This is a genomic window from Mycobacterium sp. 4858, from assembly GCF_900240975.1.
Lineage (GTDB): Bacteria > Actinomycetota > Actinomycetes > Mycobacteriales > Mycobacteriaceae > Mycobacterium.
The window spans coordinates 862,659-887,888 of sequence record NZ_LT968776.1 but is presented as its reverse complement, the minus strand read 5'-3'; the positions used below and the strand labels follow the sequence as shown (position 1 = coordinate 887,888).

At 69.2% G+C, this 25,230-nt stretch carries 27 protein-coding genes; 19 read left to right on the top strand and 8 right to left on the bottom strand.

What is annotated here, in order from left to right:
* The first annotated feature begins 78 nt into the window (after positions 1 to 78).
* The 7 genes from C1737_RS12660 (at position 79) to C1737_RS12630 (ending at position 6,423) form a co-directional block, all read left to right on the top strand.
* Entirely contained in the window at positions 79 to 564 is a 486-nt protein-coding gene (locus C1737_RS12660) for a flavodoxin family protein (protein WP_102418553.1), read from the top strand.
* Positions 565 to 718: 154 nt separating this feature from the next.
* Positions 719 to 1,549 (top strand): slipin family protein, encoded by an 831-nt coding sequence (locus C1737_RS12655; protein ID WP_067919855.1) that lies wholly within the window; start codon positions 719 to 721, stop codon positions 1,547 to 1,549.
* A gap of 21 nt (positions 1,550 to 1,570) precedes the next feature.
* Positions 1,571 to 2,635: an acyltransferase gene (locus C1737_RS12650; RefSeq protein ID WP_102418552.1), complete on the top strand. Its 1,065-nt coding sequence runs from the start codon at positions 1,571 to 1,573 to the stop codon at positions 2,633 to 2,635.
* Between the two features lie 40 nt (positions 2,636 to 2,675).
* Positions 2,676 to 3,476, top strand: a complete 801-nt coding sequence (locus tag C1737_RS12645; protein ID WP_068098396.1) for a sigma 54 modulation/S30EA ribosomal C-terminal domain-containing protein — start codon at positions 2,676 to 2,678, stop codon at positions 3,474 to 3,476.
* Positions 3,477 to 3,569: 93 nt separating this feature from the next.
* Positions 3,570 to 4,211 carry a hypothetical protein gene (locus C1737_RS12640; protein WP_102418551.1) on the top strand — a complete coding sequence of 214 codons (642 nt, stop codon included), beginning with the start codon at positions 3,570 to 3,572 and terminating at the stop codon, positions 4,209 to 4,211.
* A gap of 17 nt (positions 4,212 to 4,228) precedes the next feature.
* Entirely contained in the window at positions 4,229 to 5,020 is a 792-nt protein-coding gene (locus tag C1737_RS12635; protein ID WP_102418550.1) for a universal stress protein, read from the top strand.
* Complete coding sequence (locus C1737_RS12630) at positions 4,996 to 6,423, top strand: bifunctional lysylphosphatidylglycerol flippase/synthetase MprF (RefSeq protein WP_102418549.1); 1,428 nt, start codon at positions 4,996 to 4,998, stop codon at positions 6,421 to 6,423. Before C1737_RS12635 ends, C1737_RS12630 begins: the two co-directional genes overlap by 25 nt.
* 8 nt (positions 6,424 to 6,431) lie before the next feature.
* On the opposite strand, the gene C1737_RS12625 is transcribed toward C1737_RS12630, so the two are convergent.
* The 7 genes from C1737_RS12625 to acsA form a co-directional block, all read right to left on the bottom strand.
* Entirely contained in the window at positions 6,432 to 6,848 is a 417-nt protein-coding gene (locus C1737_RS12625; protein WP_067919867.1) for a pyridoxamine 5'-phosphate oxidase family protein, read from the bottom strand.
* A 100-nt stretch (positions 6,849 to 6,948) separates the two neighbouring features.
* On the bottom strand, positions 6,949 to 7,941 hold the full coding sequence (locus C1737_RS12620; protein WP_304442221.1) for an NAD(P)H nitroreductase: 993 nt from the start codon (positions 7,939 to 7,941) through the stop codon (positions 6,949 to 6,951).
* Between the two features lie 52 nt (positions 7,942 to 7,993).
* Entirely contained in the window at positions 7,994 to 8,245 is a 252-nt protein-coding gene (locus C1737_RS12615) for an acyl carrier protein (protein ID WP_102418548.1), read from the bottom strand.
* Positions 8,246 to 8,251: 6 nt separating this feature from the next.
* Complete coding sequence (locus C1737_RS12610; protein ID WP_102418547.1) at positions 8,252 to 9,463, bottom strand: dihydrolipoamide acetyltransferase family protein; 1,212 nt, start codon at positions 9,461 to 9,463, stop codon at positions 8,252 to 8,254.
* Complete coding sequence (locus tag C1737_RS12605) at positions 9,460 to 10,437, bottom strand: alpha-ketoacid dehydrogenase subunit beta (RefSeq protein WP_067919874.1); 978 nt, start codon at positions 10,435 to 10,437, stop codon at positions 9,460 to 9,462. Before C1737_RS12605 ends, C1737_RS12610 begins: the two co-directional genes overlap by 4 nt.
* Positions 10,434 to 11,405: a pyruvate dehydrogenase (acetyl-transferring) E1 component subunit alpha gene (gene pdhA, locus C1737_RS12600; protein ID WP_102419921.1), complete on the bottom strand. Its 972-nt coding sequence runs from the start codon at positions 11,403 to 11,405 to the stop codon at positions 10,434 to 10,436. Before pdhA ends, C1737_RS12605 begins: the two co-directional genes overlap by 4 nt.
* A gap of 50 nt (positions 11,406 to 11,455) precedes the next feature.
* Positions 11,456 to 13,255 (bottom strand): acetate--CoA ligase, encoded by a 1,800-nt coding sequence (gene acsA / locus C1737_RS12595; protein WP_102418546.1) that lies wholly within the window; start codon positions 13,253 to 13,255, stop codon positions 11,456 to 11,458.
* Between the two features lie 194 nt (positions 13,256 to 13,449).
* Here acsA and C1737_RS12590 point away from each other — a divergent pair, with 194 nt between their 5' ends.
* From C1737_RS12590 to C1737_RS12535, 12 genes are all read left to right on the top strand, one after another.
* Positions 13,450 to 14,427, top strand: coding sequence for an NAD(P)H nitroreductase (locus tag C1737_RS12590; protein WP_102418545.1), 978 nt, complete (start codon positions 13,450 to 13,452; stop codon positions 14,425 to 14,427).
* Between the two features lie 44 nt (positions 14,428 to 14,471).
* Entirely contained in the window at positions 14,472 to 14,741 is a 270-nt protein-coding gene (locus C1737_RS12585; protein WP_102418544.1) for a DUF1918 domain-containing protein, read from the top strand.
* Between the two features lie 8 nt (positions 14,742 to 14,749).
* Positions 14,750 to 14,989 (top strand): hypothetical protein, encoded by a 240-nt coding sequence (locus tag C1737_RS12580; RefSeq protein ID WP_102418543.1) that lies wholly within the window; start codon positions 14,750 to 14,752, stop codon positions 14,987 to 14,989.
* 65 nt (positions 14,990 to 15,054) lie between these two features.
* Complete coding sequence (locus C1737_RS12575; RefSeq protein WP_197516445.1) at positions 15,055 to 17,127, top strand: erythromycin esterase family protein; 2,073 nt, start codon at positions 15,055 to 15,057, stop codon at positions 17,125 to 17,127.
* Between the two features lie 15 nt (positions 17,128 to 17,142).
* The gene (locus C1737_RS12570) at positions 17,143 to 18,147 is read left to right on the top strand and encodes a 1-phosphofructokinase family hexose kinase (protein WP_068098403.1); all 1,005 of its coding nucleotides are present in this window, start codon (positions 17,143 to 17,145) and stop codon (positions 18,145 to 18,147) included.
* A gap of 70 nt (positions 18,148 to 18,217) precedes the next feature.
* Positions 18,218 to 18,988, top strand: coding sequence for a universal stress protein (locus C1737_RS12565; protein WP_068098404.1), 771 nt, complete (start codon positions 18,218 to 18,220; stop codon positions 18,986 to 18,988).
* Between the two features lie 35 nt (positions 18,989 to 19,023).
* On the top strand, positions 19,024 to 19,848 hold the full coding sequence (locus C1737_RS12560) for a universal stress protein (RefSeq protein ID WP_067919892.1): 825 nt from the start codon (positions 19,024 to 19,026) through the stop codon (positions 19,846 to 19,848).
* A 58-nt stretch (positions 19,849 to 19,906) separates the two neighbouring features.
* Positions 19,907 to 20,575, top strand: coding sequence for a response regulator transcription factor (locus C1737_RS12555; protein ID WP_067919894.1), 669 nt, complete (start codon positions 19,907 to 19,909; stop codon positions 20,573 to 20,575).
* Between the two features lie 180 nt (positions 20,576 to 20,755).
* Positions 20,756 to 22,402: a GAF domain-containing sensor histidine kinase gene (locus C1737_RS12550; protein WP_199182965.1), complete on the top strand. Its 1,647-nt coding sequence runs from the start codon at positions 20,756 to 20,758 to the stop codon at positions 22,400 to 22,402.
* An 87-nt stretch (positions 22,403 to 22,489) separates the two neighbouring features.
* Positions 22,490 to 23,023: a GNAT family N-acetyltransferase gene (locus C1737_RS12545; protein WP_158243966.1), complete on the top strand. Its 534-nt coding sequence runs from the start codon at positions 22,490 to 22,492 to the stop codon at positions 23,021 to 23,023.
* Between the two features lie 10 nt (positions 23,024 to 23,033).
* On the top strand, positions 23,034 to 23,912 hold the full coding sequence (locus tag C1737_RS12540; RefSeq protein ID WP_102418541.1) for a universal stress protein: 879 nt from the start codon (positions 23,034 to 23,036) through the stop codon (positions 23,910 to 23,912).
* A 30-nt stretch (positions 23,913 to 23,942) separates the two neighbouring features.
* Positions 23,943 to 24,311 (top strand): STAS/SEC14 domain-containing protein, encoded by a 369-nt coding sequence (locus C1737_RS12535; RefSeq protein WP_067919902.1) that lies wholly within the window; start codon positions 23,943 to 23,945, stop codon positions 24,309 to 24,311.
* A gap of 9 nt (positions 24,312 to 24,320) precedes the next feature.
* Here the strand turns inward: C1737_RS12535 and C1737_RS12530 are convergent, their stop codons facing one another.
* Positions 24,321 to 25,136, bottom strand: a complete 816-nt coding sequence (locus C1737_RS12530; RefSeq protein ID WP_067919904.1) for a universal stress protein — start codon at positions 25,134 to 25,136, stop codon at positions 24,321 to 24,323.
* Between the last annotated feature and the right edge of the window lie 94 nt (positions 25,137 to 25,230).

Here is a 25,230-nt window from a genome sequence, read left to right as displayed (position 1 = left end):
TGCCTTTGCGCCCTTACCCCGTCGGCGGATCCGTGCGCAGCATGGAGTGTCCGAGCCGCCGTCGCGAAGGAGTTGGCCATGAGGGCGCTGATCGTGTGCGCTTCGAGATCCCACGGCAACACCCGTCTGGTCGCCGACCGGATGGCCGGGGTGCTGGATGCCGAGGTCGTCACGCCCGAGTCCGTCGACCCCGGCACCGTAGGCGACTACGACCTGGTCGGTTTCGGTTCCGGGATCTACTACATGACGATGGACGCCAGGCTGCGGAGGCTCATCCGCCGGCTGCCCGCCGCCGGGCACCACACCCCGGCGTTCACCTTCTTCACCAGCGGCGCGCGCGAGGTTCCGCTGTTGGGCTACCACCGGCCGATCCGGCAGACGCTCGAGCAGAAGGGCTTCGACGTGATCGGCTCCTTCTCCTGCCGGGGGTTCGACACGGTCGGGCCGTTCGGATTCATCGGCGGCATCAACAGGGGGCGGCCCAACGAGCACGACCTCGACCGGGCCGCCGCGTTCGCCGCCCGCATCCGCAAACGGGCCACGGGCTCGCAGGCGGCGTCCTGATGACGGGCGTTACGCCCCGTCGTACCCGGACCAGGGTCCTTCGCCGGACGGGTTGGGACTTTCGGCCGCTGACCGACGCGCCGTCGCGCCCCCTAGCGTCAGGGACAGCCGCAGTGGCGGCACTGGTAACGGATCGAGTCGAGGGGTGGTCCTCATGACCCACATTGCTGCCACTGCGGTGATCTCTGCGGTGGTCGTGGCGGTGTTGCTGGCCCTGGCGTCGATCAGGGTGGTGCAGGAATACCAGCGCGGTGTGCATTTCCGGCTCGGCCGGGTGATCGGCGTCCGCGAGCCGGGGTTGCGGCTCATCGTCCCGGTCATCGACCGCCTGTGGCGGATTTCGATGCGCATCGTGACCATGCCGATCCAGTCGCAGGGCATCATCACCCGCGACAACGTGAGCGTCGACATCGCCGCGGTCGCCTACTTCCGCGTCGTCGATGCCCGCAAGGCCGTCGTCGTCATCGAGAACGTCAACTCCGCCATCGACCAGATCGCGCAGACCACCCTCCGCAACGTCGTCGGGCAACATTCCCTGGACGAGGTTCTGGCCCAGACCGAGAAGATCAACGGCAGCATCCGCCAGATCCTCGACGCGACCACGGTGGAATGGGGCGTGGAGGTCACCCTGGTCGAGCTCAAGGACATCCAGCTGCCGGACAGCATGAAGCGCGCGATGGCGCGCGAGGCCGAGGCGGAGCGCGAGAAGCGGGCCAAAATCATTGCGGCCGAAGGGGAGGCGCGCGCGGCCGCCGCGCTGGGCGACGCCTCGGACACCATGATGAGACACCCGCTGGCCCTGCAGCTGCGCAACCTGCAGACGTTGATCGAACTGGGAGTCGAGAAGAACACCACCATCGTCTTCCCCGCTCCGCTGATGACCGCGATCGGAGAACTCACCGCCTTCCTGGCGCGTGAGACCGGCGCGGCCAAGAGCGGCGACCAGCCGGCGGACCACCTGGTGCGGGCGGCGGCGCTGCACTGAGCGCCCAAGAGGGGAGGCTTTGTGATCGGGCAGGCATTCGACCGGCATCACAATGCCCTCAACCTGTGGCGGCTGATGCTGGCCGTCGAGGTGATCCTGTGGCATTCGTTTCCCGTGACCGGCCACCACGTTTCGTCACCGGTTGCGGAGCGTCTCTTGTTCTCTCTGGGTGTGGACGGCTTTTTCGCGGTGTCGGGCTTCCTGGTCACCGCGAGCTGGTTCAACACACCCCAACCGAGGCAGTATCTGCGAGCCCGGGCGCTTCGCATCCTCCCGGGCTTCTACACCTGTCTGATCGTCACCGCATTCGTCTGCGCGCCGATCGGCGTCGCGCTGCAAGGCGGTTCCGCGGTAGGCCTTCTGCGCACCAGCGGACCCGTGAAGTTCGTGCTGTTCAACAGCGCCATCGCCCATCTCAAGCTCGACGTGGGCGGCACACCGCAGGGCGTCCCGCATCCCCGTACCTGGAATGCGTCGCTGTGGACGCTGGTGTACGAGGTGATGTGCTATCTGGCGGTGCTCGCCATCGGCGTCGCCGGGCTGGCGCGGCATCGCTGGATATCCTCGGCCATGTTGGCCGCGGGTGTGCTCGTGGCGGTGCTGTTGGGGCCCATGGCCGACCCGTGGTCGTGGACGATCCCGCAATGTCTGGCCCGCTTCGCGATCATGTTCGCCGCCGGCGCGGTGCTGTATCAGCTCCGCGATGTGATACCGGCCAAATGGTCCTGGGTCGCGGTGAGTTTCGCGACCGTCGCGGTGTGCGGCCTGCTGCTGCCCGACTACCGGATCGTCGGCGCGCTGCCCCTGGCCTACGGAATCATCGCGTCGGGCATCCTTTTACGCAGGTTCCATCTGCACAACGATCTGTCGTACGGCGTGTACATCTACGCGTGGCCCACCCAGCAGCTTCTCGTCATCGGCGGCCTCGGGCACCTCGACCCGCTCCTCTTCGCGGCGGTGGCGACCACGGCCACGCTGCCGCTCGCGGCGGCCAGCTGGTTCGTCATCGAGAAGCCGGCGCTGCGGCTCAAGGAGGCCAAATTGCCCGACCACGTGTCGCCGGCGGTGCGCCCCGGTGACCTTTGACCCTGCCCCGCAACCGGTTTAGTGACGTAGCACTTTAGCTATGCGCCACGGCACACCGTCACCACGCGATATCGACGTCCAGGTTGCCACCCGCGACGTGCTTCCGGCGGAAGCCGAATACGCCCGCAGCAAAGTCGGTGAGCTAGCCCGCTACGCAAGCCGGCCGGTGCGGCACGCCCGCGTGAGGCTCACCAGGCATCGCGATCCGGCGGTGCAGCGCCCCGTCGTTGCGCAGGCCAACCTCGACGTCGACGGCCGGCCGGTGCGCGCCCAGGTCCAGGCCGACACGGCACGGGAAGCGGTCGATCTCCTCGCGGCACGGTTGCGTCGACGCCTGGAACGCGCCGCCGCGCACTGGGAGGCGCGCCGTGGCGAGCGACCGGCGGGCCCCGACGAATGGCGCCACGAATCCCAGCCGGCACACCGGCCGAGCTACTTCCCCCGCCCGCCGGGTCAGCGCCGGGTCATCCGGCGCAAGTCATTCACGATGGCGCCCTGCACCCTCGACGACGCCGCGGACGAAATGGACCTGCTCGACTACGACTTCCACCTGTTCACGGAGAAGGGCACGGGCATCGCCGGCGTGCTGTATCGCGCCGGACCCACGGGATATCGCCTGGCGCTGGCGGCGCCGGCCCTGGCCGGCCAGGTGAGTGAGCATGCGCTGCCGGTGACGATCAGCCCGCAACCCCTGCCGTGCCTCACCGAAGAGGGAGCCGCCGACCGGCTGGCCGCGCTCGGCCTGCCGTTCCTGTTCTTCCTCCACGCCGACTACGGTTGCGCCAGCGTGTTATACCTCCGCTACGACGGCCATTACGGCCTGATCACCCCGGCGGGCTAGCTGCGCTGAGTGCGGCCCGCAGAGCACATCGGCGCGCTCACCGGGGACCAAGGACCCTCGCAGGCAGGGCGCCGCTCCGCGCAGACTGTGGCCATGGCCAACATGACGAAGCGGATCGCCCAGACCACCGCGCTGCTCGCCGTCCTGTACTGCGCCCGCAGGTACTACCGCAACTGGGGCGCGACCAAGGCGGAGTCGCAGATGCGAGTTCCCGGCGACGGCCTGGTGAGCGATCCGGCGGTCCAGACCACCGAGGCGACCGACGTGGACGCGTCCGTGTCCGCGGTCTGGTCCCGGTTGCTGCAGATGGCCCAGGACAGGGGTGAACGCGACGACATCGACGGGCTGAGAAGCCCCGTGGGGCAGGGCGATTCCGGGGGGCTGCGGGTGGGCGACGCGGTCCGCCTGGCACCCGAGGGATGGCTGGGGTTGCCCGACGGGGTGACGTTACGCGTCGCGGAGATCGTGCCGGAAAAGTACCTCGTGCTCACCGCCATGCGATCCGAGCGCTGGAATGCGGTCTTGTCGTTTCACCTGCAGCCGCACTGGGAGGACCGGGTGCGACTGCTCGCGCGCGCCCGAATCGCCTTGCGCTACCCGGGCGAAGTGTTCGTCCTGGAATTGGCCAGGCCGGTGATAGCGCTGGGGACGCGCGCGCTGCTGCTCGCGGTCAGACGCGGTGCGGAGCGCCTCGACCTGACACCGCCGGTCCGCTCCTCTGCCGGTACGAGTTGACGGGAGCGGGTCGGACGATGAAATCCATCCTGGTCGGAATCGACGGTTCGTCGGCGGCGATCGCGGCCGCGCTGTGGGGCGTCGACGAGGCGCTCACCCGCGGCGTGCCGCTGCGTCTGGTCTCCGTTGTCAAGCCGACGCATGAGTCCCCGGACGACTACGAGCGCGACGTCGCGCATGCCGAGAAGTCGCTCCTACAAGCAAGGCTCGCGGTCGAGGCCACCGGCAAGCCGGTCGCGGTCGAAACGGACATGCCGCGTGGCCCCTCCGGTTCGGTGCTGGTGGAAGCGTCCACGGCGGCCGACATGATCTGCGTCGGGTGCGTCGGCATCGGCCGTTACGCGCGCTCTATCGTGGGTTCGACGGCGACGGAACTGGCCGAGAAGGCGCATTGCCCGGTCGCGGTCGTGCGGACCGGCTCCGATCAGCCACCCCCGGAGGTCAATTGGATCGTGGTCCGGATGTCGGACGCGCCGGGCAACGACACCGTGGTGAATTATGCTGCGGCGGAGGCGAAACTGCGCCGAGCTCCCATACTGGTGCTCGGTGGCCGCCCCGAGGAGCTCACCGAGTACGGCGACGACGCGTTCGAACGCCGGGTGGCGCAGTGGCGGGAACACTTTCCCGACGTGCGGGTCTACCCGATCACCACCAGGCGGGGCGTTGCCGCTTACCTCAGCGCCAACGACGAGAGGGTCCAGCTCGCCGTCATCGGCGGCGATGAGGCGCGCCAGCTCGCGCAGTTGGTCGGGCCGCAGGGGCACCCGCTCTTCCGTCACCCCGAATGCTCCGTGCTCGTGGTGCGCTAGCGGGCACCGTGAAGATCATTCCCCGAAGCCGCCGAGCCGGCGGGGAACGGGTTCTGGTGGGGGCCGACGTCCCGGCAGCGCGTCGCCTCAGCGTGTTGCTGCTGCTGTGCGTCGTGGCGTGGCTGGTGGTGCTGGTCGCACAAGAACGTCTCGGCTACGAGCGCGTCGCCCCGGGCCGGTTCGGTTGGTCGGTGGCCCTGCTGGGCGCGGCCGCCCTGATCGCCCGCGGTATCTTTCTCGGCCGGCCGGTGACCACGGCGCACGCGACGTATGCGGCCGCCATGGTGGGCGCCGGCCTGGGCGCGCATTTCGTGTCCTGGCCGGTGCTGGGCAATGTCTTGATCGCGGGCAGCGGGCTCGCCCTGATGCTGCCGACAACGGCCCGGCCGCAGCCGGAGCTGCTGAGCCAGGTGTGGGGGCTGGTCAACGCCACGCGGGGGGACCCGTTGGCGCCGTTCGCCATGCATTCGAGCAAGAGCTATCACCTCAACGCGGACGGGAGCGCGGCGATCGCTTACCGCACACGGCTCGGGTTCGCGGTGGTCAGCGGCGACCCGATCGGCGACGCGACGCAATTCGACGAGCTCGCAGCCGATTTCGTCCGGATGTGCCGCAGCCGGGGTTGGCAGATCATCGTGTTGGCGGCCGGCGAACCCCACCTTCGGTTGTGGCGCAGGGACACGGTGGGGCAGCCGATGCTGTCGGTGCCGATCGGCCGTGACGTCGTCGTCGATATCCGCCACTTCACCCTGAAGGGGCGCCGGTTTCGCAATCTGCGCCAGGCGGTGCAGCGCACGCACAACTGCGGAGTCACGACCGAGATCGTCGACGAACAAGGGCTCAGCGGTGCGATACGGGCCGAGCTGACCGAGGTCCTGTACGCCGCTCACCGCGCGGCGCGCACCGACCGCGGGTTCTGCATGAACCTCGACGGTGCGCTGCAGGGCCGTTACCCCGGTGTCGACCTGGCCGTGGCGCGCGACCGCAGCGGGCGGGTGGTCGCGTTTCACCGCTATTTGACCGCCGGTGACGGATCGGAAGTCAGCCTCGACGTGCCGTTCCGCCGCCCGAACGCCCCCAACGGTGTCGACGAGCGGCTCAGCGTCGACATGATCGCTCACGCGAAAGATGCTGGAGGGCAGCGTCTTTCGCTGGCGTTCGCGGCGTTCCCGGAGATCTTCGAAGCCGTGCAACCGGGACCGCTACAGCGGATCGCGCTGTGGCTGATCCACTTGCTGGACCCGCTGATCCGCCTGGAGTCGCTGTACCGCTACCTCCGCAAGTTCCACGCCCTGTCGCAGCGACGCTACGTGGTGCTGTGCGCGCACCATATTCCGGCCGCGTTGATGGTCTTGCTCTCGCTGGAGTTCGTCCCGCGCCCACGCCACGTGCGGCCCGGGTAGCGGCGGGATCAGTCCACCGGCCCACCGAAGCGGAACCGGCGGCCCGTGACGATCTCGGGAATGATGCGCACATAGTGCGACTTGTCCGAGGGCGTCCAGGGCATGACCTGGGCGCGCTCGGCCTCCTCGATCTCCTCGTTGGTGCGAAGGGAGCGCGCGGTGCCCTTGATGATCACGCTCCATCCCTCGGCGACGTTGTGGTCGTCAACCTCGAACAGCACCTTGTTGTTGATCGCGGTGCTGACCAGCTTGGTGCCCTCCGCGGTGCGAAACAGCACAGTATGGCGCTGGACAACGTAATTGACCGGGAAGATCTCGGGTTGACCGCCGACGCTGGTGACCAGCCGGCCCAGCGTCACGCCCGCCAGGAGTTCCCAACATTCGTTCACCGGCAGGATGGAAACCCCGTCGTCAAGCAGTGGCATCGGTCATCCCCTTCATCGACAGCACGACATCCTCGATGGTATTGCGCCGGCCCACCGGGTGCGTCGGCCGAAAGTCCCGCGGGGCGGGGACCAAGGTTGTCTAGCGGATCTGCAGCACATCAGAAAGCGGGCGTCGCGGCGTCGCCGCCGGGAGGTGTTCCAGCGGCGGCGCTATGCCCACCCTGATCAGCACCTGCGGCTCGCCGCGCCCTCCGATGAGTTCGCGCACGATGTCCCGGCTCTCGTCCAGTTCGATCAGATGGGTGAGCGGGCACGTCGCCATCCCGGCCACCGTGCATTCGAGCAGCACCGTCGATAACACCTCGCCGCATCGCAACACGTCCGACCTGGTGTCCTGCGGGGTCGACAGCACAAGGATTCTGGCCCAATCCGCCTTGACCTCGCCGCGCCGGTCCGCGTGGCTCCTGGTCGGGAAGCTGCGGGCCACATCGACCCGCCAGCTCTCCTTGTCGGAGGCCAGGGCGCTCGGCGGCATCCCTTCGGCCAACGCGAAAGACGATGTCCACCAGTCCAGTTCGGCGTGATAAGAGGAGTCGTCACGGCGGATCTCCTCGGTGAGTTGCGACGCCTCCACCAGCAGCGGCCGCACATCCTCGCCGAGGACGTCCAGGGCGACCTCGGTGTCGTCAAAGCTGTCACGCAGCGTGGGTTCGAACAGGTCCCAATACGTCGGTCGCCCCAACGGAAGCCGGTCGGTGCGCCGCTGCAGGATGGCCTCGGCCAGGCGAAGCTGGGCTTCGGTGACGCGCTCTGAGCGGCTGAACGTGATCGAGGCCAGTCGGTCTGGGTCATCCGGGTCGGGAAACCGCTCGACTTTCGGCTCCCAGCCCGCGGCCGACATGGCGACGCACAGGTGGTTCAGGACGGCGCCGCAGGACAGGATCACCTCGCGGCCGGTCGAGTCGGTGGCCGCTATCGCCCGGCGCCGGTCGACGAAGAGGTGCAGGCCGCCGCCCTCGATCGCCCAGCGCCAGGGCTGGCTGTTGTGCACGGAGGGGGCGCGGCAGGCGAGCAGCACCGCCCGCTCGAGCACGCCGACGTCCGGTGTCTTGCCCTGCACAACAGCCATCATGCCAACCCCTGTCGAACGCGCCGAAATACGCGGCGCGCGTGGCGCTTCGCGGTCAGACCGCCGACGCCTTCGTTTCCACGTAGCCGACCACGTCGGCCAGTGTGCGCAGCGTCGCGTAGTCGGATTCGGGGATGTCGACATGAAATCGCTTGTGGATGCCGCGCAGGAAGCTCAGCCAGTCCATGGAATCCAGGTCGACCTGGTCGCGCAGCAGGACGTCGTCGCGAATGTCGTCCGGGTCGACTTCGGGGGCGATGGTGGTCAGCACCGACAGCACCACGGCGCGAGTGTCTTCATTGGTCATTGCACATCACTTTTCTAGGAGGTCGGGCTGCTGGAGCAGCTCGTTGATCGCGGAAAGGAACAGCGCGCCCCGGTGTCCGTCGCTGGCGCGGTGGTCGGCGGCCAGCGTGGCCTGAACCGTGGTGACGACCCGGATCCCGCCGTCGATGACACACACCCGCTCGGCCGGCTGGCCGAAACCGACGATCGCCACCTGCGGCGGGTAGATGACACCGAAGACGGCGTCCACGCCCTGGTCGCCGAGGTTGGTGACCGTGATGGTCGGGTCCGACATCTCCGAACTCCGCAGCGAGAAGGCTCGCGCCCGCGCCACCAGATCGGTCAGGTCGTCCATCAATTCGTCCAGCTTCTTCTCCGGCACGTCGTGGATGGCGGGCGCGACCAGGCCGCCGCCGCGCAGCGAGATGCCGACGCCGACATGGACGCCGTTGGCCGGCTCGAACCCGTCTTCGCGCCAGAACCCGTTGAACTCGCCGAACCGCTGCGCGGCGACGCCGACGGCCTTCAGGAGCAGGACGGCCGGCAGCACCCGTTCGTCGATGGACCGTTGCGCGTTCCTCGCCGTCAGCCAGGACAGCGCCTTTTCCAGCATGATCTCTTCGGCAAGGTAGTAGTGCGGAATCTCCCGCTTGGACCGGCTCATCGCCGCGGCGATCGACTTTCGCATCTGCGTCGCGCGGTCGGCCGCGGTCGGCTTGCCCGCCGGTTGGGTGACCGGCTTGGCCGGCTTGGCCACTAATCTGCTCGCCGCGTGCTCGACGTCGTTGATGGTGACGGCGCCCTGCGGTCCGGTGCCGCTCACCGCCTCGATGTCGACGCCCAGCGACGTCGCCAACCGGCGTGCGGCCGGCGACACCCAGCGGCGCCGCCCGGGCGCGGCCGGGGGAGCGCTGGGGGCCGGCGCCGGCTTGGGCGGTGCGGTCGCCGGTGTGGCGGCGGCCTTGGTCGGCGGGCGCGGCCGGGGCCGCTTCTCCGCCTGCTCGCCGGGTGCGGTCAGCGTGGCCAATGTCGTTCCCACCTGGACGGTTTCGCCGATCGGCACGACCAGCTCGTCGACGATGCCCTCCTGCCAGCACTCGACCTCGACCGCGGCCTTGGTGGTCTCGACGATCGCCACGACTTGGCCGCGGGTCACCTTGTCCCCGGGCTTGACCAGCCACTCGTTGAGGGTGCCTTCGTCCATGTCGGACCCGAGCGAGGGCATCTTGAATTCGATCACGACCGTTCTCCGAACAGGCCTTGCACGGCGGCGACGATCTTGGCGGCCTGGGGCAGGGCGGCCTCTTCGAGGTGCTTGGCGTAGGGCATGGGCACCTCGGTGCTGCACACCCGGGCCACCGGCGCGTCGAGGTCGTAGAACGCGCCCTCCATCACGCGCGCGGTGACCTCCGCGGCCAGGCTGCCGGTGCGCCACGCCTCGTCGATAACCACCGCGCGGTGGGTCTTGCGGACGGATTCAAAGATGGTGGCGTCGTCGAGGGGACGCAACACGCGCAGATCGACGACCTCGCAGTCGATTCCGGCCAGCGAGAGCTCGTTGGCGGCGTCGAGCGTCTTGGGCAGGCTGCCGCCGTAGGTGATCAGGGTGACGTCTCCGCCGCTGCGGCGGACCGCCGCCCGCGAGATGTCCGTGGGGGTGAGAACGTCGACGTCCGTCGAGGTGTTGTAGAGCTGGACGTGTTCGAAGATCACCACCGGGTCCGGGTCGGCCAGGGCCGGACCGAGCATGCCGTACGCGTCCTCGACGGTGGCCGGGGCGAGGACCTTGATGCCGGGGATGTGGGCGTACCACGGCTCCAGGCTGTGCGAGTGCTGGGCGGCGAGCTGGCGCCCGGCGCCCGTCGCCATCCGCACGACGATCGGCACCGAGAACTGCCCGCCGGACATATGCCGAAGGGCCGCGGCGGTGTTGACGATTTGATCGAGCGCCAACAGGCTGAAGTTCACCGTCATGACTTCCACGATCGGTCGCAACCCGTTCAGCGCCGCGCCGATCCCGATGCCGACGAAGCCCAACTCCGAGAGCGGCGTGTCCCGCACGCGGTCGGGGCCGAATTCCTCCAGCAGGCCCTTGGAGGCGGCGTAGGTTCCCCCGTAGCGGCCGACGTCCTCACCCATCAGCACCACCCGCGCGTCGTCGCGCAGGGCGTCGCGCAGCGCGTCGTGAACGGCGGTCCGGTAGCTGGTCTTCATCGCATCGCCTCTTCCGTCAGCACGTCGCGTTCCAGATCGGCCACGTCCTCCCACGTTCCGGCCTCGGCGAAGGCCACCGCCTCCTCGATCTCGGTGCTGGCCGCGTCCTCGATCTCCCGCACGTCGGCGTCGGACAGCGTGCCGTCGCCCAGGCACTTCTCGGTGAACGCCTGGATCGGGTCGCGCTCCCGCCACCGCTCGACCTCGGCCTTGTCCCGATACAGTTCGGGGTCGAACATCGAATGCGCGCGGAACCGGTACGTGCGGAATTCGATGAAGAACGGACCGCCGGTGTCGCGGACGTGATCGACGCCCTGCTGTGCGGCCGCATGGCAGGCCTCGACATCCATGCCGTCGACGGCCAGGGTGGGAACGCGGTAGGCGGCCGCCTTGACGGTGAGATCGGTCTGCGACTGGGCCCGGTCCAGCGCGGTGCCCATCGCGTAAAGGTTGTTCTCGCAACAGAACAGCACCGGCAGGTTCCACAGCGCCGCCATGTTCAACGACTCGTGGAAGGCGCCCTCGGCCACCGCGCCGTCGCCGAAGTAGCAGGCGGTCACCCGCTTCTGCTGCAACTGGGCGTCGGCCAGCGCGATGCCCACCGCGAGCGGCAGGCCGCCGGCCACGATCGCGTTACCGCCGTAGAAGCGTTTGGCCGCGTCGAACAGGTGCATCGAACCGCCCCGGCCGCGCGAGCAGCCCTCCTGCTTGCCGAACATCTCGGCCATGATCGAGGGCATCGGGATGCCGCGCAGCAGCGCGTGTGCGTGCTCGCGGTAGGTGGCGACCACCGCGTCGTCGTCGGCCAGCGCGCGCAGCGACCCGGCGGCCACCGCCTCCTCGCCGACGTAGAGGTGCAAGAAACCGCGAATCTTGGCCGCGCTGTACAGTTCCGCGCACTTCTCCTCCATGCGCCGCACGCGGATCATGTCGGACAGCAGTTCGTGGGCCAGCTTCACGGTGGTCATCGGGGGCCGCTCCTCCTCATCACTTCGTTCTGCATCGTCGCCGGCGCGGGTCATGATGGCACCCCTTCGGCGTGCTGGACGGGTTGTCGCTCGATGGTGGAGGTGTCACCCTCGGGTAGCCCGAGTTCGCGGGCCTTCAGCAGCCGTCGCATGATCTTGCCGCTGCTCGTGTGCGGCAACGAGTCGACGAACTCGATCTCCTTGGGCGCCACCGTGGCCCCCAGCCGTTTGCGGGCGTGGCCCAGCAGCTCCAGCCGCAGGTCTTCGTCGGCCACCACGCCGTTCTTCAGCGTGACAAAGGCTTTCACCATTTCGCCGACCGTCGGGTCGGGTATGCCGATGACGGCGGCCTCGGCGACCGCGGGGTGGTCGGTCAGGGCGCTCTCCACCTCGAACGGACCGATCAGATGTCCCGCGGACTTGATCACGTCGTCTTTGCGCCCGACGAACCAGAAATAGCCGTCGGCATCCTTTTTCGCCAGGTCCCCGCTCAGATACAGCCCGTCGGAGAACGAGTTCCGGTAGCGCTCCTCGGCGTTCAGGTACCCGCGGAACATCGACGGCCAGCCGGGCCTGAGCGCGAGCTCGCCCTCGACGCCGGGTTCGTCGATCACCTCGACGGGCCCGTCGTCCTCGCGCCGCACGATGAAGGCGTCCACGCCGGGCAGCGGCCGGCCCATGGAACCGGGCTTGATGTCGAACGCGGGCGTGTTGGCGATCATGATCCCGCCGGTCTCGGTCTGCCACCAGTTGTCGTGAATCGGCAAGCCCAGCACCCGCTTTCCCCACCACACCGCTTCCGGGTTGAGCGGTTCGCCCACGCTGGCGATGAAGCGCAGCCGCGGAAATTGGTATCGCGCGGGCAGTTCCGGTCCGGCCTTGATCAGCATCCGGATGGCGGTCGGCGCCGTGTACCACACCGACACCGCCTGGTCCTGCAGGATGCGGTACCAGCGCTCGGCGTCGAATTCCGCTTCGTCGACGATGGAGGTGACCCCGTGCAGCAGCGGGCTGATGATGCCGTACGAGGTGCCCGTCACCCAGCCCGGATCGGCTGTGCACCAATAGGTGTCGTCGGGATGAAGGTCGAGCGCGTACAGGCCGGTGACGTAGTGCATCGCGACGGCGCCGTGCACGTGGATGGCGCCCTTGGGCGTGCCCGTGGTTCCGCTGGTGAAGTGCAGCAGAGACGGGTCGTCGGCGGTGGTGGGCTCGATCGGTGCGTTCTCGTCGGCCGCGTCCAGCCACTGCCGGAAGTCGAGTGTGCCGGGCGGGGCGCCGCCGGCGTCGCCGTCGTCGACGACGAAGATGTGCCGCACCGACGGCAGCCGATCACGGATCTTGGCGACCTTGCGCTGATAGATCGCCCTGGTGGTCACCAGAACGTCGGCCTGCCCGATGTTGACGCGGGTGGCGATCGGCTCGGGTCCGAACGCCGAGAACAAGGGCGAGACGACGCTTCCGATGCGCAGCGCGCCCAGCATCGCGATGTAGAGCTCGGGGCTGCGCCCCATCAGCGTGAACACGCGATCGCCTTTGTTGATGCCCAGCGAGCGCAGCGCGCCGGAGAACCGCCCGGACAGCCGGCCGAGTTCCGCGTAGGTGAGGTCCTGGGTGGTGATCGCGCCGTCCCAGGGCCGGTCGGCGACGAACCGCAGGGCGGTGCGCGTCGCGGCCGGGCCGTCGGCGTGCCGGTCGAGGGCGGCGTAGGCGATGTTGCACAGGCCCGGCCCCATGCCCTCGCAGAGGTCCGGTACATCGGACCAGTGGAACCGGGCGCGCTCGTGCTCGTAGTCGGTCAGGTTGGGCCGAACACGAGAGTCGGCGGCCGTTTTGTGGATGACGTCCATAACAGGTCCTCGGTTAGCGGGGTCGACTTCATCGTTTGCCGCGCGGCCAGGCCGCAATAGAGACCAAGGTCATCAGTGGTCCTCAGTCGCGCCGGGCCAGCGGGCCCAATGACCCGACCCTGGGGACCAAGGACCCTGGCGCATGCTGCCCGAATGCCAGAGGGTCCAAGGTAAGACAGGAGAGGCGACGACGAATGACCCCAACGATGGTCGACAGCAAAGTGCTCACCAGGGCGGTGGAGCTTGCGTGCCGGGCACCTTCGCTGCACAACAGCCAGCCGTGGCGATGGATTGCCGGCGGCCCGACGGTCGACCTGTTCGCCGACCCGGACCGCATGGTGTCGTCGGCCGACAGCTCCGGCCGCGAGTCGATCATCAGCTGCGGCGCGGTGCTCGACCACTTCCGGGTCGCGATGGCCGCCGAGGGGTGGGACACCGCGGTCGACGAGTTTCCCAATCCCAACAACCTCGACCATCTGGCGTCGATCGACTTCGCCTCCGCCGACTACGTCGCGGTCGCCCGGCGAGACCGCGCCGCGGCGATCGTGCGTCGCAGGACCGACCGGCGCCCGTTCGGTCGCCCCAAGGGCTGGGCATCCTTCGAGCCGGTGCTGCGCAGCGCCTTCGATCCCGCCCTGGCCCGCGTCGACGTACTGGCCGACGACGCGCGGCCGCGGCTGGTGGAGGCCGCCCGCCTGAACGAGGCGTTGCGCCGCTACGACGACGTCTATCAGCACGAATTGCGTTGGTGGACCGCACCGGGCCGGCACGACGACGGCATCCCCGAAGCGCTGGTGAACCAGACCCACGCCGTCGACGTGAACCGGAAGTTTGCCCTCGACGAGCATGCCCGGGCGGGTTCCGGGGGTCCGCCGGATCAGGCGGAGGTGCTCGTCCTGTCCACCCCGGGCGACGCCCGCGCGGACGCGTTCCGGTGCGGTCAGGCGCTGTCGGCGATCCTGCTGGAGTGCACCATGGCCGGGTTCGCGACCTGCACCGTGACACACGTGACGGAGCTGCGACCCAGCCGCGACATGATTTCTGAACTCATACCCGACGCCGAAGCGGTACCCCAGGTGTTGATCCGGGTCGGCACCGCACTCCCGGGCCGGGGCGCTCCGGAACCGACACCGCGGCGGCGGATCAGCGACGTCCTGCAGATGCGCCGATAGAACGAGTCCGGTTGCACCCCAGCCTTTTCGAAGGGAGACGACAAATGAACGCCGACACGGGGGACTGGCTCGTCATCAAGAGCGGCACGGTCGGCCGCCCGGATCTGCGGGGACTGATCACCTCGGTGGGTTCACCCGACGGCGGACCGCCGTACCGGGTGCGGTGGCTGGCCACCGGCGAGGAGGCGACCGTGTTCCCCGGACCCGACGCGATCGTCGTCACGGCCGCGGAGCAGAGGGCGGCCGACGAGCGGGCGCTGTCCCGGCTGACCGCGATACAGGCCGCCATCAGGGACCGGGGCCGAGGGGCGTAGGAAGCCAAATGCCTTTCACCACCGACGGATGCCCCTCGTTGACCGATTCGGCCGTCGACGAGCTCGCGTACGAGTTCTTGCACTCGCAATATGCCGGTGACACCTACGTCGACTGGCGTCTGGACCAGCGTCTCGACGGCTTTCTGCGGCACCGCGGATTGGTCCGCCTGGTCGAGGACGGCGACGCCTACGGGCTCATCCTCAACCGCGTCATGGCCTACATCGGCGAGTTGCGCCGAAAACGCTGAGCCGACGAACGACCCGCCAGCCCGGGACTTCGGTCCCTACCGCCGATTGCGCGGGTGCTGGTCGGATGGACTGGTCAACGGTCAAGAAGGGGTGCGTGATGACCAGAGCAGCTGACGCCACCCGGCGCTCACCGAGGCGCGTGTTCCGGGACCGCGGCGAGGCCGGCCGGGTGCTGGCGAACCTCCTCGGTGCCTACCGCGATCGGCCTGACGTGATCGTGCTGGGGCTGGCGCGGGGCGGCATACCCGTCGCCTGGGAGGTGGCGGCGGCGCTGCACGCGCCGCTGGACGCCTTCGTCGTGCGCAAGCTCGGCGCTCCCGGCCACGAGGAGTTCGCCGTGGGCGCATTGGCGAGCGGGGGCCGCGTCGTGGTCAACGACGACGTCGTACGGGGTCTGCGCATCACCCCGCAGGAATTGCGCGCCGTCGCCGAACGCGAAGGCCGGGAACTGATCCGGCGCGAGGCCGCGTATCGCGACGGCCGTCCGCCCGTGGATGTCGCCGGCAAGACGGTCATCCTCGTCGACGACGGCCTGGCCACCGGCGCGAGCATGTCCGCGGCCGTGCAGGCGCTGCGCGAAGCCGAGCCCGCGCACATCGTCGTCGCCGTCCCGGCGGCGCCGGAGTCGACGTGCCGGGAATTCGCCGGACTGGTCGACGATGTCGTGTGCGCGAGCATGCCCACCCCGTTCCTCGCCGTCGGGGAGTCGTTCTGGGATTTCCGCCAGGTCAGCGACGACGAGGTCCGTCGGCTGCTGGCCACCCCGACCACCGGGGTCTCGACACGCGCCGCGGCGCGCACGCCCGCCGAGCTGATCGGCCGCGCGGCCGTCGACGCGCCCGCGGGCGTCCCGCCGCGCGAGACGCTTGAGGAGCTGATCGGGGATGCGCGCATCGTGCTGATCGGCGAAAGCTCGCACGGCACCCACGAGTTCTACGAGGCCCGCGCGGAGATCACCAAATGGCTGATCGAGGAGAAGGGCTTCTGCGCCGTCGCGGCGGAGGCCGACTGGCCCGACGCGTACCGGGTGAACCGCTACGTCCGCGGCATCGGCGACGACACCAGCGCCGACGGCGCGCTGAGCGGGTTCGAGCGCTTTCCCGCCTGGATGTGGCGCAACACCGTCGTCCGGGACTTCGTCGAGTGGTTGCGCGCCCGGAACCGGTTGCACCAGAACAACGGTCAGCGCCAGGCCGGTTTCTACGGCCTGGACCTGTACAGCCTGCACCGGTCGATGCACGAGGTGATCGGCTACCTGGACAAGATCGACCCGAAGGCGGCGGCGCGGGCGCGGGAACGCTACGCGTGCTTCGACCACGCATCGGCGGACGACGGCCAGGCCTACGGGTTCTCGGCGGCGTTCGGCGCCGGACCGTCGTGTGAGAAGGAAGCGATCGATCAGCTGGTCGACATCCAGCGCAACGCGTTGGCGTATGCCCGCCGGGACGGGCTGCTCGCCGAGGACGAGCTGTTCTACGCCCACCAGAACGCCCAGACGGTGCACAACGCCGAGGTGTACTACCGGGCGATGTTCAGCGGGCGGGTCACCTCCTGGAACCTGCGGGACAAGCACATGGCGCAGACGCTCGAGGCGCTGCTGAAGCACCTGGACCGCCACCAGGATATCCCGTCGGCGCGAATTGTGGTGTGGGCGCACAACTCTCATGTCGGGGATGCGCGCGCCACCGAGGTGTGGTCCGACGGTCAACTCACCCTGGGGCAGCTGGTCCGGCAGCGGCACGGCGACGAATCGCGCCTGATCGGCTTCAGCACCTACTGGGGCACGGTCACCGCCGCCAGCGACTGGGGTGGCATCGCCGAACGCAAGGTCGTCCGCCCGGCGCTCAACGGCAGCATCGAAGAACTCCTGCACGAGACGGGCCGCGGCGAGTTCCTGGTGTCGCCGCACGTCGGCTCGGGCGCCGCTGAGCCGCTGAGCGCGGTCCGGTTGGGGCGTGCCATCGGCGTGATCTACCGGCCCGAGACCGAGCGGCAGAGCCACTACTTCCACGTCCGGCCGGCCGACCAGTTCGACGCGATGATTCACATCGATAGGACCCGTGCGCTGGAACCGCTCGAGGTCACCAGCGTGTGGGTGGCGGGCGAAACGCCGGAAACCTATCCGAGCGGCCTGTAAGGGGCATCGAGAGCAATGGAGACCGCTGCCGAGCGGGGTACGGGCGGCACACAGATCGTGACGCTGACCATGAACCCGGCGCTCGACATCACCACCAGCGTCGGCGTCGTGCGGCCGACCGACAAATTGCGGTGTTCCGCGACCCGCTACGACCCGGGCGGAGGGGGCATCAACGTCGCCCGGGTCGCGCGGGTCCTGGGCGCCTCGGTGCTGGCGGTGTTTCCCGCGGGCGGCTCGCACGGCGGTCTTTTGACGACCCTGCTCGGCGACGCGGAGGTGCCGTTCCGGCGAATTCCGATCGACGCGCAGACGCGGGAGAGCTTCACCGTCAACGAGACCAGCACCGGCCAGCAGTACCGGTTCGTCCTGCCGGGCCCGGAGCTGACGGTTGCCGAGCAGGAGCGGTGCCTCGACCTGCTGAGGATCGCGGCCGAATCGGCCGGATTCGTCGTGGCAAGCGGCAGCCTGCCGCCGGGTGTGCCCGCCGACTACTACCAGGGTGTCGCCGATATCTGCCAACAGCTGGGCGTGCCACTGATCCTGGACACGTCCGGCGGGGGGCTGCAACACATCTCCTCGGGGGTGTTCCTGCTCAAGGCGAGCGTGCGGGAACTCCGCGAATGCGTGGGCCGCCGGCTCGCCACCGAGCCGGAGCAGTTCGCCGCCGCCCACGAGCTGATCGACCGGGGCCGGGCGCAGGTGGTGGTGGTGTCGCTGGGTTCATACGGTGCGCTGCTGGCCACCCGCCATACCAGCCAGCGGTTTTCGGCGATCCCGATGGCAAGCGGCAGCGGCGTCGGCGCGGGCGACGCGATGGTTGCCGCAATCACGGTGGCGCTCAGTCGCGGATGGCCGCTGACGAAGTGCGTGCGGTTCGGCATCGCTGCGGGCACGGCGATGCTGATGACGCCGGGCACGGCCGTCTGCGAGCGTGCGGACGTGGACAGATTGTTCGACCTCGTCGGCGAAGCCTGCGACGTCAGTGACGTTGGGACGAACGGCATCCGGGCTGAGGCCTAACGGCCCCTCCGCAACGGCGACGGGGCGCAATACCCTGGCGTTCAGCGATGAGAATCAGTCAGGAGCCGACATGACGGAGCTGGACGCGAAGTCAGTGGTCGTGGGCATCAACGGCTCGCAAGCCGCGGTGAACGCCGCCCGGTGGGCGGTCGACGAGGCGGTGAGCCGGCAGCTGCCCCTTCGCCTGGTCTATGTCATCACCGGCCGGGAGGCGGCCGGCGGGGTGGCGTCCACCTCCGAGTGGGACCTCGAGCGCGCGGAAATGGCGCTGTCGCAAGCGGAGTGGGCCCTGCAGCGGGCGCCGAAGCCGGTCGAGGTGGAGACGGCGATCCTCTCGGGCGACCCGGCGCAGGTGCTGGTGGGCCAATCGCAGGACGCGGCGCTGGTGTGCGTCGGCACCGCCAGACGGGGATGGGCCTCCGACGGGTTGTTGGGCCCCACCGCGGCGGGCCTGGTGGCGCACGCGCACTGCCCGGTAGCGGTCATCCGCACCAATCCCGACGGATCGCCGACGGAGCTCGGCGTGATCGCCGTGGTGCTCAACGACGACCCCGACAACGACGAGGTCGTGCACCAGGCCATGGAGGAGGGGCGGCGCAGGCACGCCACGGTGCGCCAGATCGACCGCCGCCTGAACAGCTGGGTCCGCCGTTACCCCGATGTCCACGTCCAGACCGTGGCCGCGGGAACCGGCGCCAAGCACAGCGAAATGCCCGGTGGCGCAATCGAACTGGCGGTGGTGGGCAGCGCCGATGCCGACGAGATCGTGGGCCTGGCCACGCCGAACTGCCATCCGATCGTCGGCTACCCCGACTGCTCGGTGCTTGTGGTCCGCCACTAGAAGAACGTCCGCCGCCAAAAGGCCACCAAAAGACGATGTCCGAGTCAGCCAGGGCCCAGTCGATCGTCGCCGGTATCGATGGTTCCAAGGCGGCGATCCGCGCTGCCCTGTGGGCGGTCGACGAGGCGGTGAGCCGCGGGGTTCCGCTGCGCCTGCTGCACGCGGCCGAGCGCGAAGACGGTGCCGAGCACGCGGAACTTGCGGTTCGGCAGGCGGTGACGGCGATCCGGGCGGCGGGCAAGCCGGTGCGGATCGAGACGGAGGTCGTCGCCGGGCCCGCGGTCGGGTCGCTGATCCGCTCGTCGGCGTCGGCGGCCATGGTCTGCGTGGGTGCCGTGGGACTGCGTCACTTCCAGCCGGGCCGGGTCGGCTCCACGGCCGCAGCCCTGGCCGTGTCGGCGCGCTGCCCGGTGGGGATCGTCCGCGGCCGGGACGGTCACCGCCCGCAACCCGGGGACAAGGCCGTCGTCGAGATCGACGCCTTGGCGGACCCGCATCTGCTCGATGCCGCCATCGACGAGGCCCTGCTGCGCGGCACCACCCTCGAGGCGGTGATCTCGCGACGGACCGGCCCGACGGAGCACGGTGTGGGGCTCGGCGAGGCCGATCGCCGGGCGCTCGCCGACCTGGATCGCCGGCTGGCCCGGTGGAAGCGGCGTCATCCGCAGCTGCGGGTCGAGTCGGTCGCCCTACGCGTCGGCCTGCTGGAGTACCTGTCCGGCCCGCGCGGGCCGGTCGGTTTGGTGATCGTCGGCGCCCACAATCGCGCGCATGTGGCCGAACTCGTCGGACCGGTCGGCAGTTCGGTGATGCAGGACGCCAACTGTTCGTTGTTGGTAGTCAACCGGCAACACTTGTGAGCCCGGAGGATGATGGATATGTGATATTGAGGTCGTATGACCGGCGGAAGGGCTCGTAATGGTTAAGGTTTTCCTGGTCGATGACCATGAAGTCGTCCGGCGCGGCCTCGCCGACCTGCTGGCCTCCGACCCCGAGCTGGAAATCGTCGGCGAGGCGGGCTCGGTCTCCGAGGCCAAGGCGCGGATACCGGCGCTGCGGCCCGACGTGGCCGTGCTTGACGTGCGGCTTCCGGACGGGAACGGCATCGAGCTGTGTCGTGACCTGGTGTCCGATCATCCCGACCTGCGTTGCCTGATGCTGACGTCGTTCACCTCCGACGAGGCGATGCTCGAGGCCATCCTGGCCGGCGCCAGCGGCTACGTCGTCAAGGACATCAAGGGCATGGAGCTGGCCCACGCCATCAAGGAGGTCGGCGCCGGGAAATCCCTGCTGGACAACCGGGCGGCGGCCGCGCTGATGGCGAAGCTGCGGGGTGCGGCCGAACGCGAAGACCCGCTGTCCGGGCTCACCGAACAGGAGCGAACGCTGCTGGGCCTGCTCAGCGAGGGCCTGACCAACAGGCAGATCGCCGCGCGGATGTTCCTCGCCGAGAAGACGGTGAAGAACTACGTGTCGCGGTTGCTGGCCAAGCTCGGCATGGAGCGCCGCACCCAGGCGGCGGTGTTCGCGTCCAAGCTTGACCAACACTCCGGTCATCCGCAGACGCCGGCGACGCCGCCCGAGTAGCGGGCATCCGCGAAACGCCGCGGTAACGGCTGTTCGCTTGGGTGCTTGACAGTTAGCGATTAGGCTGATCTCAAGTTCAGTCAACGCTCGCGTCTGAGGCATCGGGAGGTCTGTCGGGTGACGACCGACGATAGCGGCTCGGCATTTGCCGGACTCGGCCAGCGGGGGCTGGTGAGCAGGATGCACGAGCAACTCGACGAGTTGCTGGCGGCCCGCGACCAAATGGAGCAACTGCTGCGGGTCATCGTCGAGATCGGCGCGGGCCTCGACCTCGACGCCACCCTGCACCGGATCATCTCCGCGGCCAGGAGGCTGACGTCCGCCCCCTACGGCGCCCTGGCCATCCGTGACCCCGAGGGCAACCTGCTCTCCTTCGTCCACGAGGGAATCGATGCCGACACCGCGTCTCGGATCGGGCACCTGCCGGTGGGCAAGGGTCTGCTGAGCCTGTCGCTGCTGGACACGCCGGCGTTGCGGATGGACGACCTGACCACCCACCCGGCCGCTGTCGGCTTCCCCGAGCACCATCCCCCGATGCGCGCCTTCCTGGCGGTGCCGATCACCATCCGCAGCACCGTGTTCGGCAACCTCTATCTCACCCACGTCGAGCCGGGACGGGTGTTCTCCGACTCCGACGAGGTGGCCGCCCGCGCGCTGGCGTTCGCCGCCGCGGTCGCGATCGACAACGCGCAGGTGTTCGAACGCGAGCGGACGGCGGCCAAGTGGATGGAGGCCAGCCGCGAGATCACCACGGCGCTGCTGTCGGACGCCGAACCGCAGAGGCGCCCTCTGCAGTTGATCGCCGAACGGGCCCGGGCGCTGACCGAGGCCGAGCAGGCGATCGTCCTGGTGCCAGGAGATCCCGACCTGCCCGACGACGAGGTCGACACGCTGTTGGTCTCGGCGGCGGTGGGGCTGCACGCCGCCGAGGTGGTCGGCCAACGGGTCCCGGTGGACGGTTCCACCAGCGGCGCCGTCTTCCGCTCCGGCGAACCGCTGATCACCGAGAGCTTGCGGTACCCGATTCAGGCGTTCACCGACGTCGGGCAGCGCCCGGCCATCCTCATGCCGCTGCGCGCCCACGACGAGGTCGTCGGCGTCATCGCCATCGCCCGCGGCAGCCACGAGCCGCCCTTCGACGAGAGCTACCTCGATCTGGTCAGCGATTTCGCCACTCACGCCGCGATGGCGCTGGTGCTCGCGTCCGCCCGGGACGACGCGCGCCAGGTGACCATCCTGGCCGAGCGCGAACGCATCGCGCACGACCTGCACGACCACGTCATCCAGCGGCTTTTCGCCGCGGGCATGGATTTGCAGGGAACGCTCGCCCGCGCACGCTCCCCGGAGGTGTCCGAGCGGCTCAACCGCACGCTCGACGATCTCCAAACCATCATCGAGGAAATCCGCACGACGATCTTCCAGCTCAAATCCCCGCCGGGGAAGAACGACTTCCGGCATCGCATCCAGCAGGTGGTCGCCGACCTGACCGAGGACCGGGACATCGTGACCACCCTGCGCATGCACGGGCCGATGACCGCCGTCAGCGGCGAGCTGGCCGACCACGCCGAGGCGGTGACCGCGGAGGCCGTCAGCAACGCGCTGCGCCATTCGGGCGCGTCGCGGCTGACCGTCGAGGTCAGCGTCGCCGACATGTTCGTCCTCGACATCATCGACAACGGCTCCGGCATCCCCAACGGCAACACGCGTCACAGCGGTCTGGCCAACATGCAGCGCCGCGCCGAACAACTGGGTGGTGCGTGCGAGATCACCCGGCCTCCGGAGGGCGGTACCCGGGTCCACTGGGTCGCGCCGCTGATCGACCGGTAGCGATCGTCCCGCGACGGGACCAATGGGAGGAACCCGGGGGCCTAACGACCCTGCCCAACCGCGTCGCCCCGGATTAACCTCGGGCACGTGACTGATCGGCCGGTGGACGTCGCGGCTACGGCCCGGCTGCTCGACGGGCGCCTCGTGTCGCTGCGCCCCCTGACGGCCACCGACGCCGACGCCGTGCTGGCGCTGCATGAACACCTCTCCGACCACGACCGCTACTTCCGGTTCTTCACGCTGCAGCTGTTGCCGCTGCACGAGCTCGTCGCCAACCTCACCGAGCCCGCGGACGGCGTGTACGCCCTCGGCGCGTTCGACGCCGGCCGGCTGATCGGCGTGGCCCACTGCATCGTCGTCGACGACCCGAAGGTCGCCGAGGTCGCGATCGTGGTGGCGCACGAGGACCACGCGGTGGGCGTGGGCACCGCCCTGCTCAAGCACCTGGCTCCCATCGCCCGAGCCCACGGAATCGCACGGTTCATCGCGGACGTCCTCGGCGAGAATCACCTCATGCTCACGGTTTTCTTCGATCTCGGCTGGCCCTGCCGCCCGATCGATTACGGATCGGTTCGCCACCTCGAGATCGAGCTACCGGAATTCGACGAGGCACCGGCATAGAGGAGCAAAGATGACGGGAAACGGCAAGAAGCACGGGGTGCTGGTGTGTGTCGACGGGTCGGTCGCATCCGACGCCGCCGTCGCCTGGGGGACCCGCGAGGCCGTGATGCGCGGTATGCCCATCACGTTGATGCACGCCGTCCCGCCGGTCGTGGTCGGCTGGCCGGTCGGCCAGCTGTATGCGGACATGCCCGAGTGGCAGCAGGACAGCGCTCAGCAGGTCATCGACCGGGCCCGTGAGGCGCTCGGCGCCAGCCTGGGGGGCGCCGAACCACCCGAGATACGCACCCAGACCGTGTATTCGGCCATCGTCCCCGCACTGATCGAGGCCTCCGAGGACGCCTGGATGCTGGTCGCCGGGAGCCAGGGGCTCGGCGCCCTCGGACGCCTGCTGCTCGGCTCGGTGAGCACGGGGCTGGTGCACTACGCGCACTGCCCGGTGGCGGTCATCCACTCCGACGAGGACGCGGCCCCGGACTTCGGCGCGCCCGTGCTGCTGGGCATCGACGGATCCCCGGCGTCGGAAGCCGCGACCGCCCTGGCCTTCGACGAGGCGTCGCGCAGGGGAGTGGGACTGGTGGCGCTGCACGTATGGAGCGATGTCGGGGTGTTCCCCATCCTCGGCATGGACTGGCACGACCGCGAGAAGGAAGGGCAGGAGATCCTCGCCGAGCGCCTGGCCGGCTGGCAGGAACGCTATCCCGATGTGCATGTCGAGCGGAAACTGTTCTGCGACAAGCCATCCGAGTGGCTGCTGAAGGAATCCGAACAGGCTCAACTGGTGGTGGTCGGCAGCCGTGGCCGGGGCGGATTCCCCGGGATGCTGCTCGGCTCGGTGAGCTCCGCGGTGGCACAGTCGGCCCGGGTACCGGTGCTGGTCGTCCGTTGACGCAAAGAATCGATGGTTCGGAGGCTGGTGATGATCGAACTTCTGGAAGACATGCCGGAGAAGGTGATCGGCATTCGCGTGTCGGGCCGGCTACGCGGTGACGAGCTGCGCGACTTCAAGCCCGAGATCGACCGGGTGCTGCAGACCGGCGAGGTGCGGATCGTCGAGGTGATCGAATCCGATTACGAGGGCTTCGGGCCCGGCGGATTCCTCGAGGATCTCAAGCTCGGCTTCGGCACCGTCCTGCCGCATCATTCGGCGTTCAAGCGCATCGCGGTGGTCTCCGACAAGGACTGGGTCGCGCCCGTCCTGCACGCGCTGGCGTGGATGGTCCCGGGCGAGATCACCGTGTTCGGGCTCGACGAGCTTGCCCGCGCCAAGGCGTGGGCGGCCGGATAGCCGGTCCGCTCAATCGCGCACGACCAGCACCGAACACCCCGCGTGGCCGTTTGGGTGCGTGGTGATCGGGCCGACCATGCGGGCGACCTTGTCGGCGTCCTCGCTGCCCACCACCGCCAGTTGCACGGGTTCTGATGTGTGCGTGAGGAATTCGGCGGCACCGCGCCGCGCGGCGGCGGGCTGGACGTGCACCTCGCGGTGCTTCTCCACCCAGGGGCCGAGCCGGTGATTGAGCTGGGGGTAAGGAATCTCGCCGAGGCCCCACCGCCAGACCCCCATCGCCAGGATGGGTGCATCACGAAGACGCGCCTCGCGGAAGCCGTGCTCGAGCACCGCGTCGTTGGCGGCCGACTCCGCGACGGCCACGGCGACATACCCGCCGTCCGGCCGGGTGGCGTCGAGGCTGCTGCGGATGACGGCCACCGGGCAGTGCGCCTTCTGCGCCACGGTGTCCGCGGTCGAGCCGAGGACCTTGCGGGCCACCCAGCCGGTCCCCACCGACCCCACGCAAACCATTGCGGCGCCGCGGGATTCGTCGATCAACGCGCTCTCCGAGGAACCCCGCACGACGTCGCACTCGATCTTGACCGGCTGGCCCATGGCCTGAAGCGCCGCGTCGGCCGCGCGCAACGACGTCTGGGCATACTGGACGTCCAGGCTGTCGTCGTCGCCCGCGTCCGCGCGCCGCTCGGGGACGGCGTGGATCAGGCGCAGCGGGACGTTGCGGCTGACGGCCTCGGCGACGGCCCATTTGGCCGCGTTGATCGCGGCGTCCGAGCCATCGATGCCCACCACGATCCGCTGCGACGACTGCGGATTGCTCATCGAGTCCTCCTGTGTGACGTGCTGTCGGGCCGTCGAGGCCCGTCACCGCCCACGTTATGGGCCGCGTGGTGCGGTCCAGCAGGGCCGTTCGACC

Excerpts from the sequence above, each read along its gene's own strand:
- C1737_RS12560 (WP_067919892.1), top strand. The coding sequence starts at position 19,024 with ATGTCCGAGTCAGCCAGGGCCCAGTCGATCGTCGCCGGTATCGATGGT.
- C1737_RS12660 (WP_102418553.1), top strand. The coding sequence starts at position 79 with ATGAGGGCGCTGATCGTGTGCGCTTCGAGATCCCACGGCAACACCCGT.
- C1737_RS12615 (WP_102418548.1), bottom strand. The coding sequence starts at position 8,245 with ATGACCAATGAAGACACTCGCGCCGTGGTGCTGTCGGTGCTGACCACC.
- C1737_RS12640 (WP_102418551.1), top strand. The coding sequence starts at position 3,570 with ATGGCCAACATGACGAAGCGGATCGCCCAGACCACCGCGCTGCTCGCC.
- C1737_RS12535 (WP_067919902.1), top strand. The coding sequence starts at position 23,943 with ATGATCGAACTTCTGGAAGACATGCCGGAGAAGGTGATCGGCATTCGC.
- C1737_RS12580 (WP_102418543.1), top strand. The coding sequence starts at position 14,750 with ATGCCTTTCACCACCGACGGATGCCCCTCGTTGACCGATTCGGCCGTC.
- C1737_RS12605 (WP_067919874.1), bottom strand. The coding sequence starts at position 10,437 with ATGAAGACCAGCTACCGGACCGCCGTTCACGACGCGCTGCGCGACGCC.
- C1737_RS12540 (WP_102418541.1), top strand. The coding sequence starts at position 23,034 with ATGACGGGAAACGGCAAGAAGCACGGGGTGCTGGTGTGTGTCGACGGG.
- C1737_RS12625 (WP_067919867.1), bottom strand. The coding sequence starts at position 6,848 with ATGCCACTGCTTGACGACGGGGTTTCCATCCTGCCGGTGAACGAATGT.
- C1737_RS12570 (WP_068098403.1), top strand. The coding sequence starts at position 17,143 with ATGGAGACCGCTGCCGAGCGGGGTACGGGCGGCACACAGATCGTGACG.
- C1737_RS12590 (WP_102418545.1), top strand. The coding sequence starts at position 13,450 with ATGACCCCAACGATGGTCGACAGCAAAGTGCTCACCAGGGCGGTGGAG.
- acsA (WP_102418546.1), bottom strand. The coding sequence starts at position 13,255 with ATGGACGTCATCCACAAAACGGCCGCCGACTCTCGTGTTCGGCCCAAC.
- C1737_RS12575 (WP_197516445.1), top strand. The coding sequence starts at position 15,055 with ATGGACTGGTCAACGGTCAAGAAGGGGTGCGTGATGACCAGAGCAGCT.
- C1737_RS12555 (WP_067919894.1), top strand. The coding sequence starts at position 19,907 with ATGGTTAAGGTTTTCCTGGTCGATGACCATGAAGTCGTCCGGCGCGGC.
- C1737_RS12635 (WP_102418550.1), top strand. The coding sequence starts at position 4,229 with ATGAAATCCATCCTGGTCGGAATCGACGGTTCGTCGGCGGCGATCGCG.
- C1737_RS12530 (WP_067919904.1), bottom strand. The coding sequence starts at position 25,136 with ATGAGCAATCCGCAGTCGTCGCAGCGGATCGTGGTGGGCATCGATGGC.
- C1737_RS12620 (WP_304442221.1), bottom strand. The coding sequence starts at position 7,941 with ATGATGGCTGTTGTGCAGGGCAAGACACCGGACGTCGGCGTGCTCGAG.
- C1737_RS12550 (WP_199182965.1), top strand. The coding sequence starts at position 20,756 with ATGCACGAGCAACTCGACGAGTTGCTGGCGGCCCGCGACCAAATGGAG.
- C1737_RS12645 (WP_068098396.1), top strand. The coding sequence starts at position 2,676 with ATGCGCCACGGCACACCGTCACCACGCGATATCGACGTCCAGGTTGCC.
- pdhA (WP_102419921.1), bottom strand. The coding sequence starts at position 11,405 with ATGACCACCGTGAAGCTGGCCCACGAACTGCTGTCCGACATGATCCGC.
- C1737_RS12655 (WP_067919855.1), top strand. The coding sequence starts at position 719 with ATGACCCACATTGCTGCCACTGCGGTGATCTCTGCGGTGGTCGTGGCG.
- C1737_RS12630 (WP_102418549.1), top strand. The coding sequence starts at position 4,996 with ATGCTCCGTGCTCGTGGTGCGCTAGCGGGCACCGTGAAGATCATTCCC.
- C1737_RS12565 (WP_068098404.1), top strand. The coding sequence starts at position 18,218 with ATGACGGAGCTGGACGCGAAGTCAGTGGTCGTGGGCATCAACGGCTCG.
- C1737_RS12585 (WP_102418544.1), top strand. The coding sequence starts at position 14,472 with ATGAACGCCGACACGGGGGACTGGCTCGTCATCAAGAGCGGCACGGTC.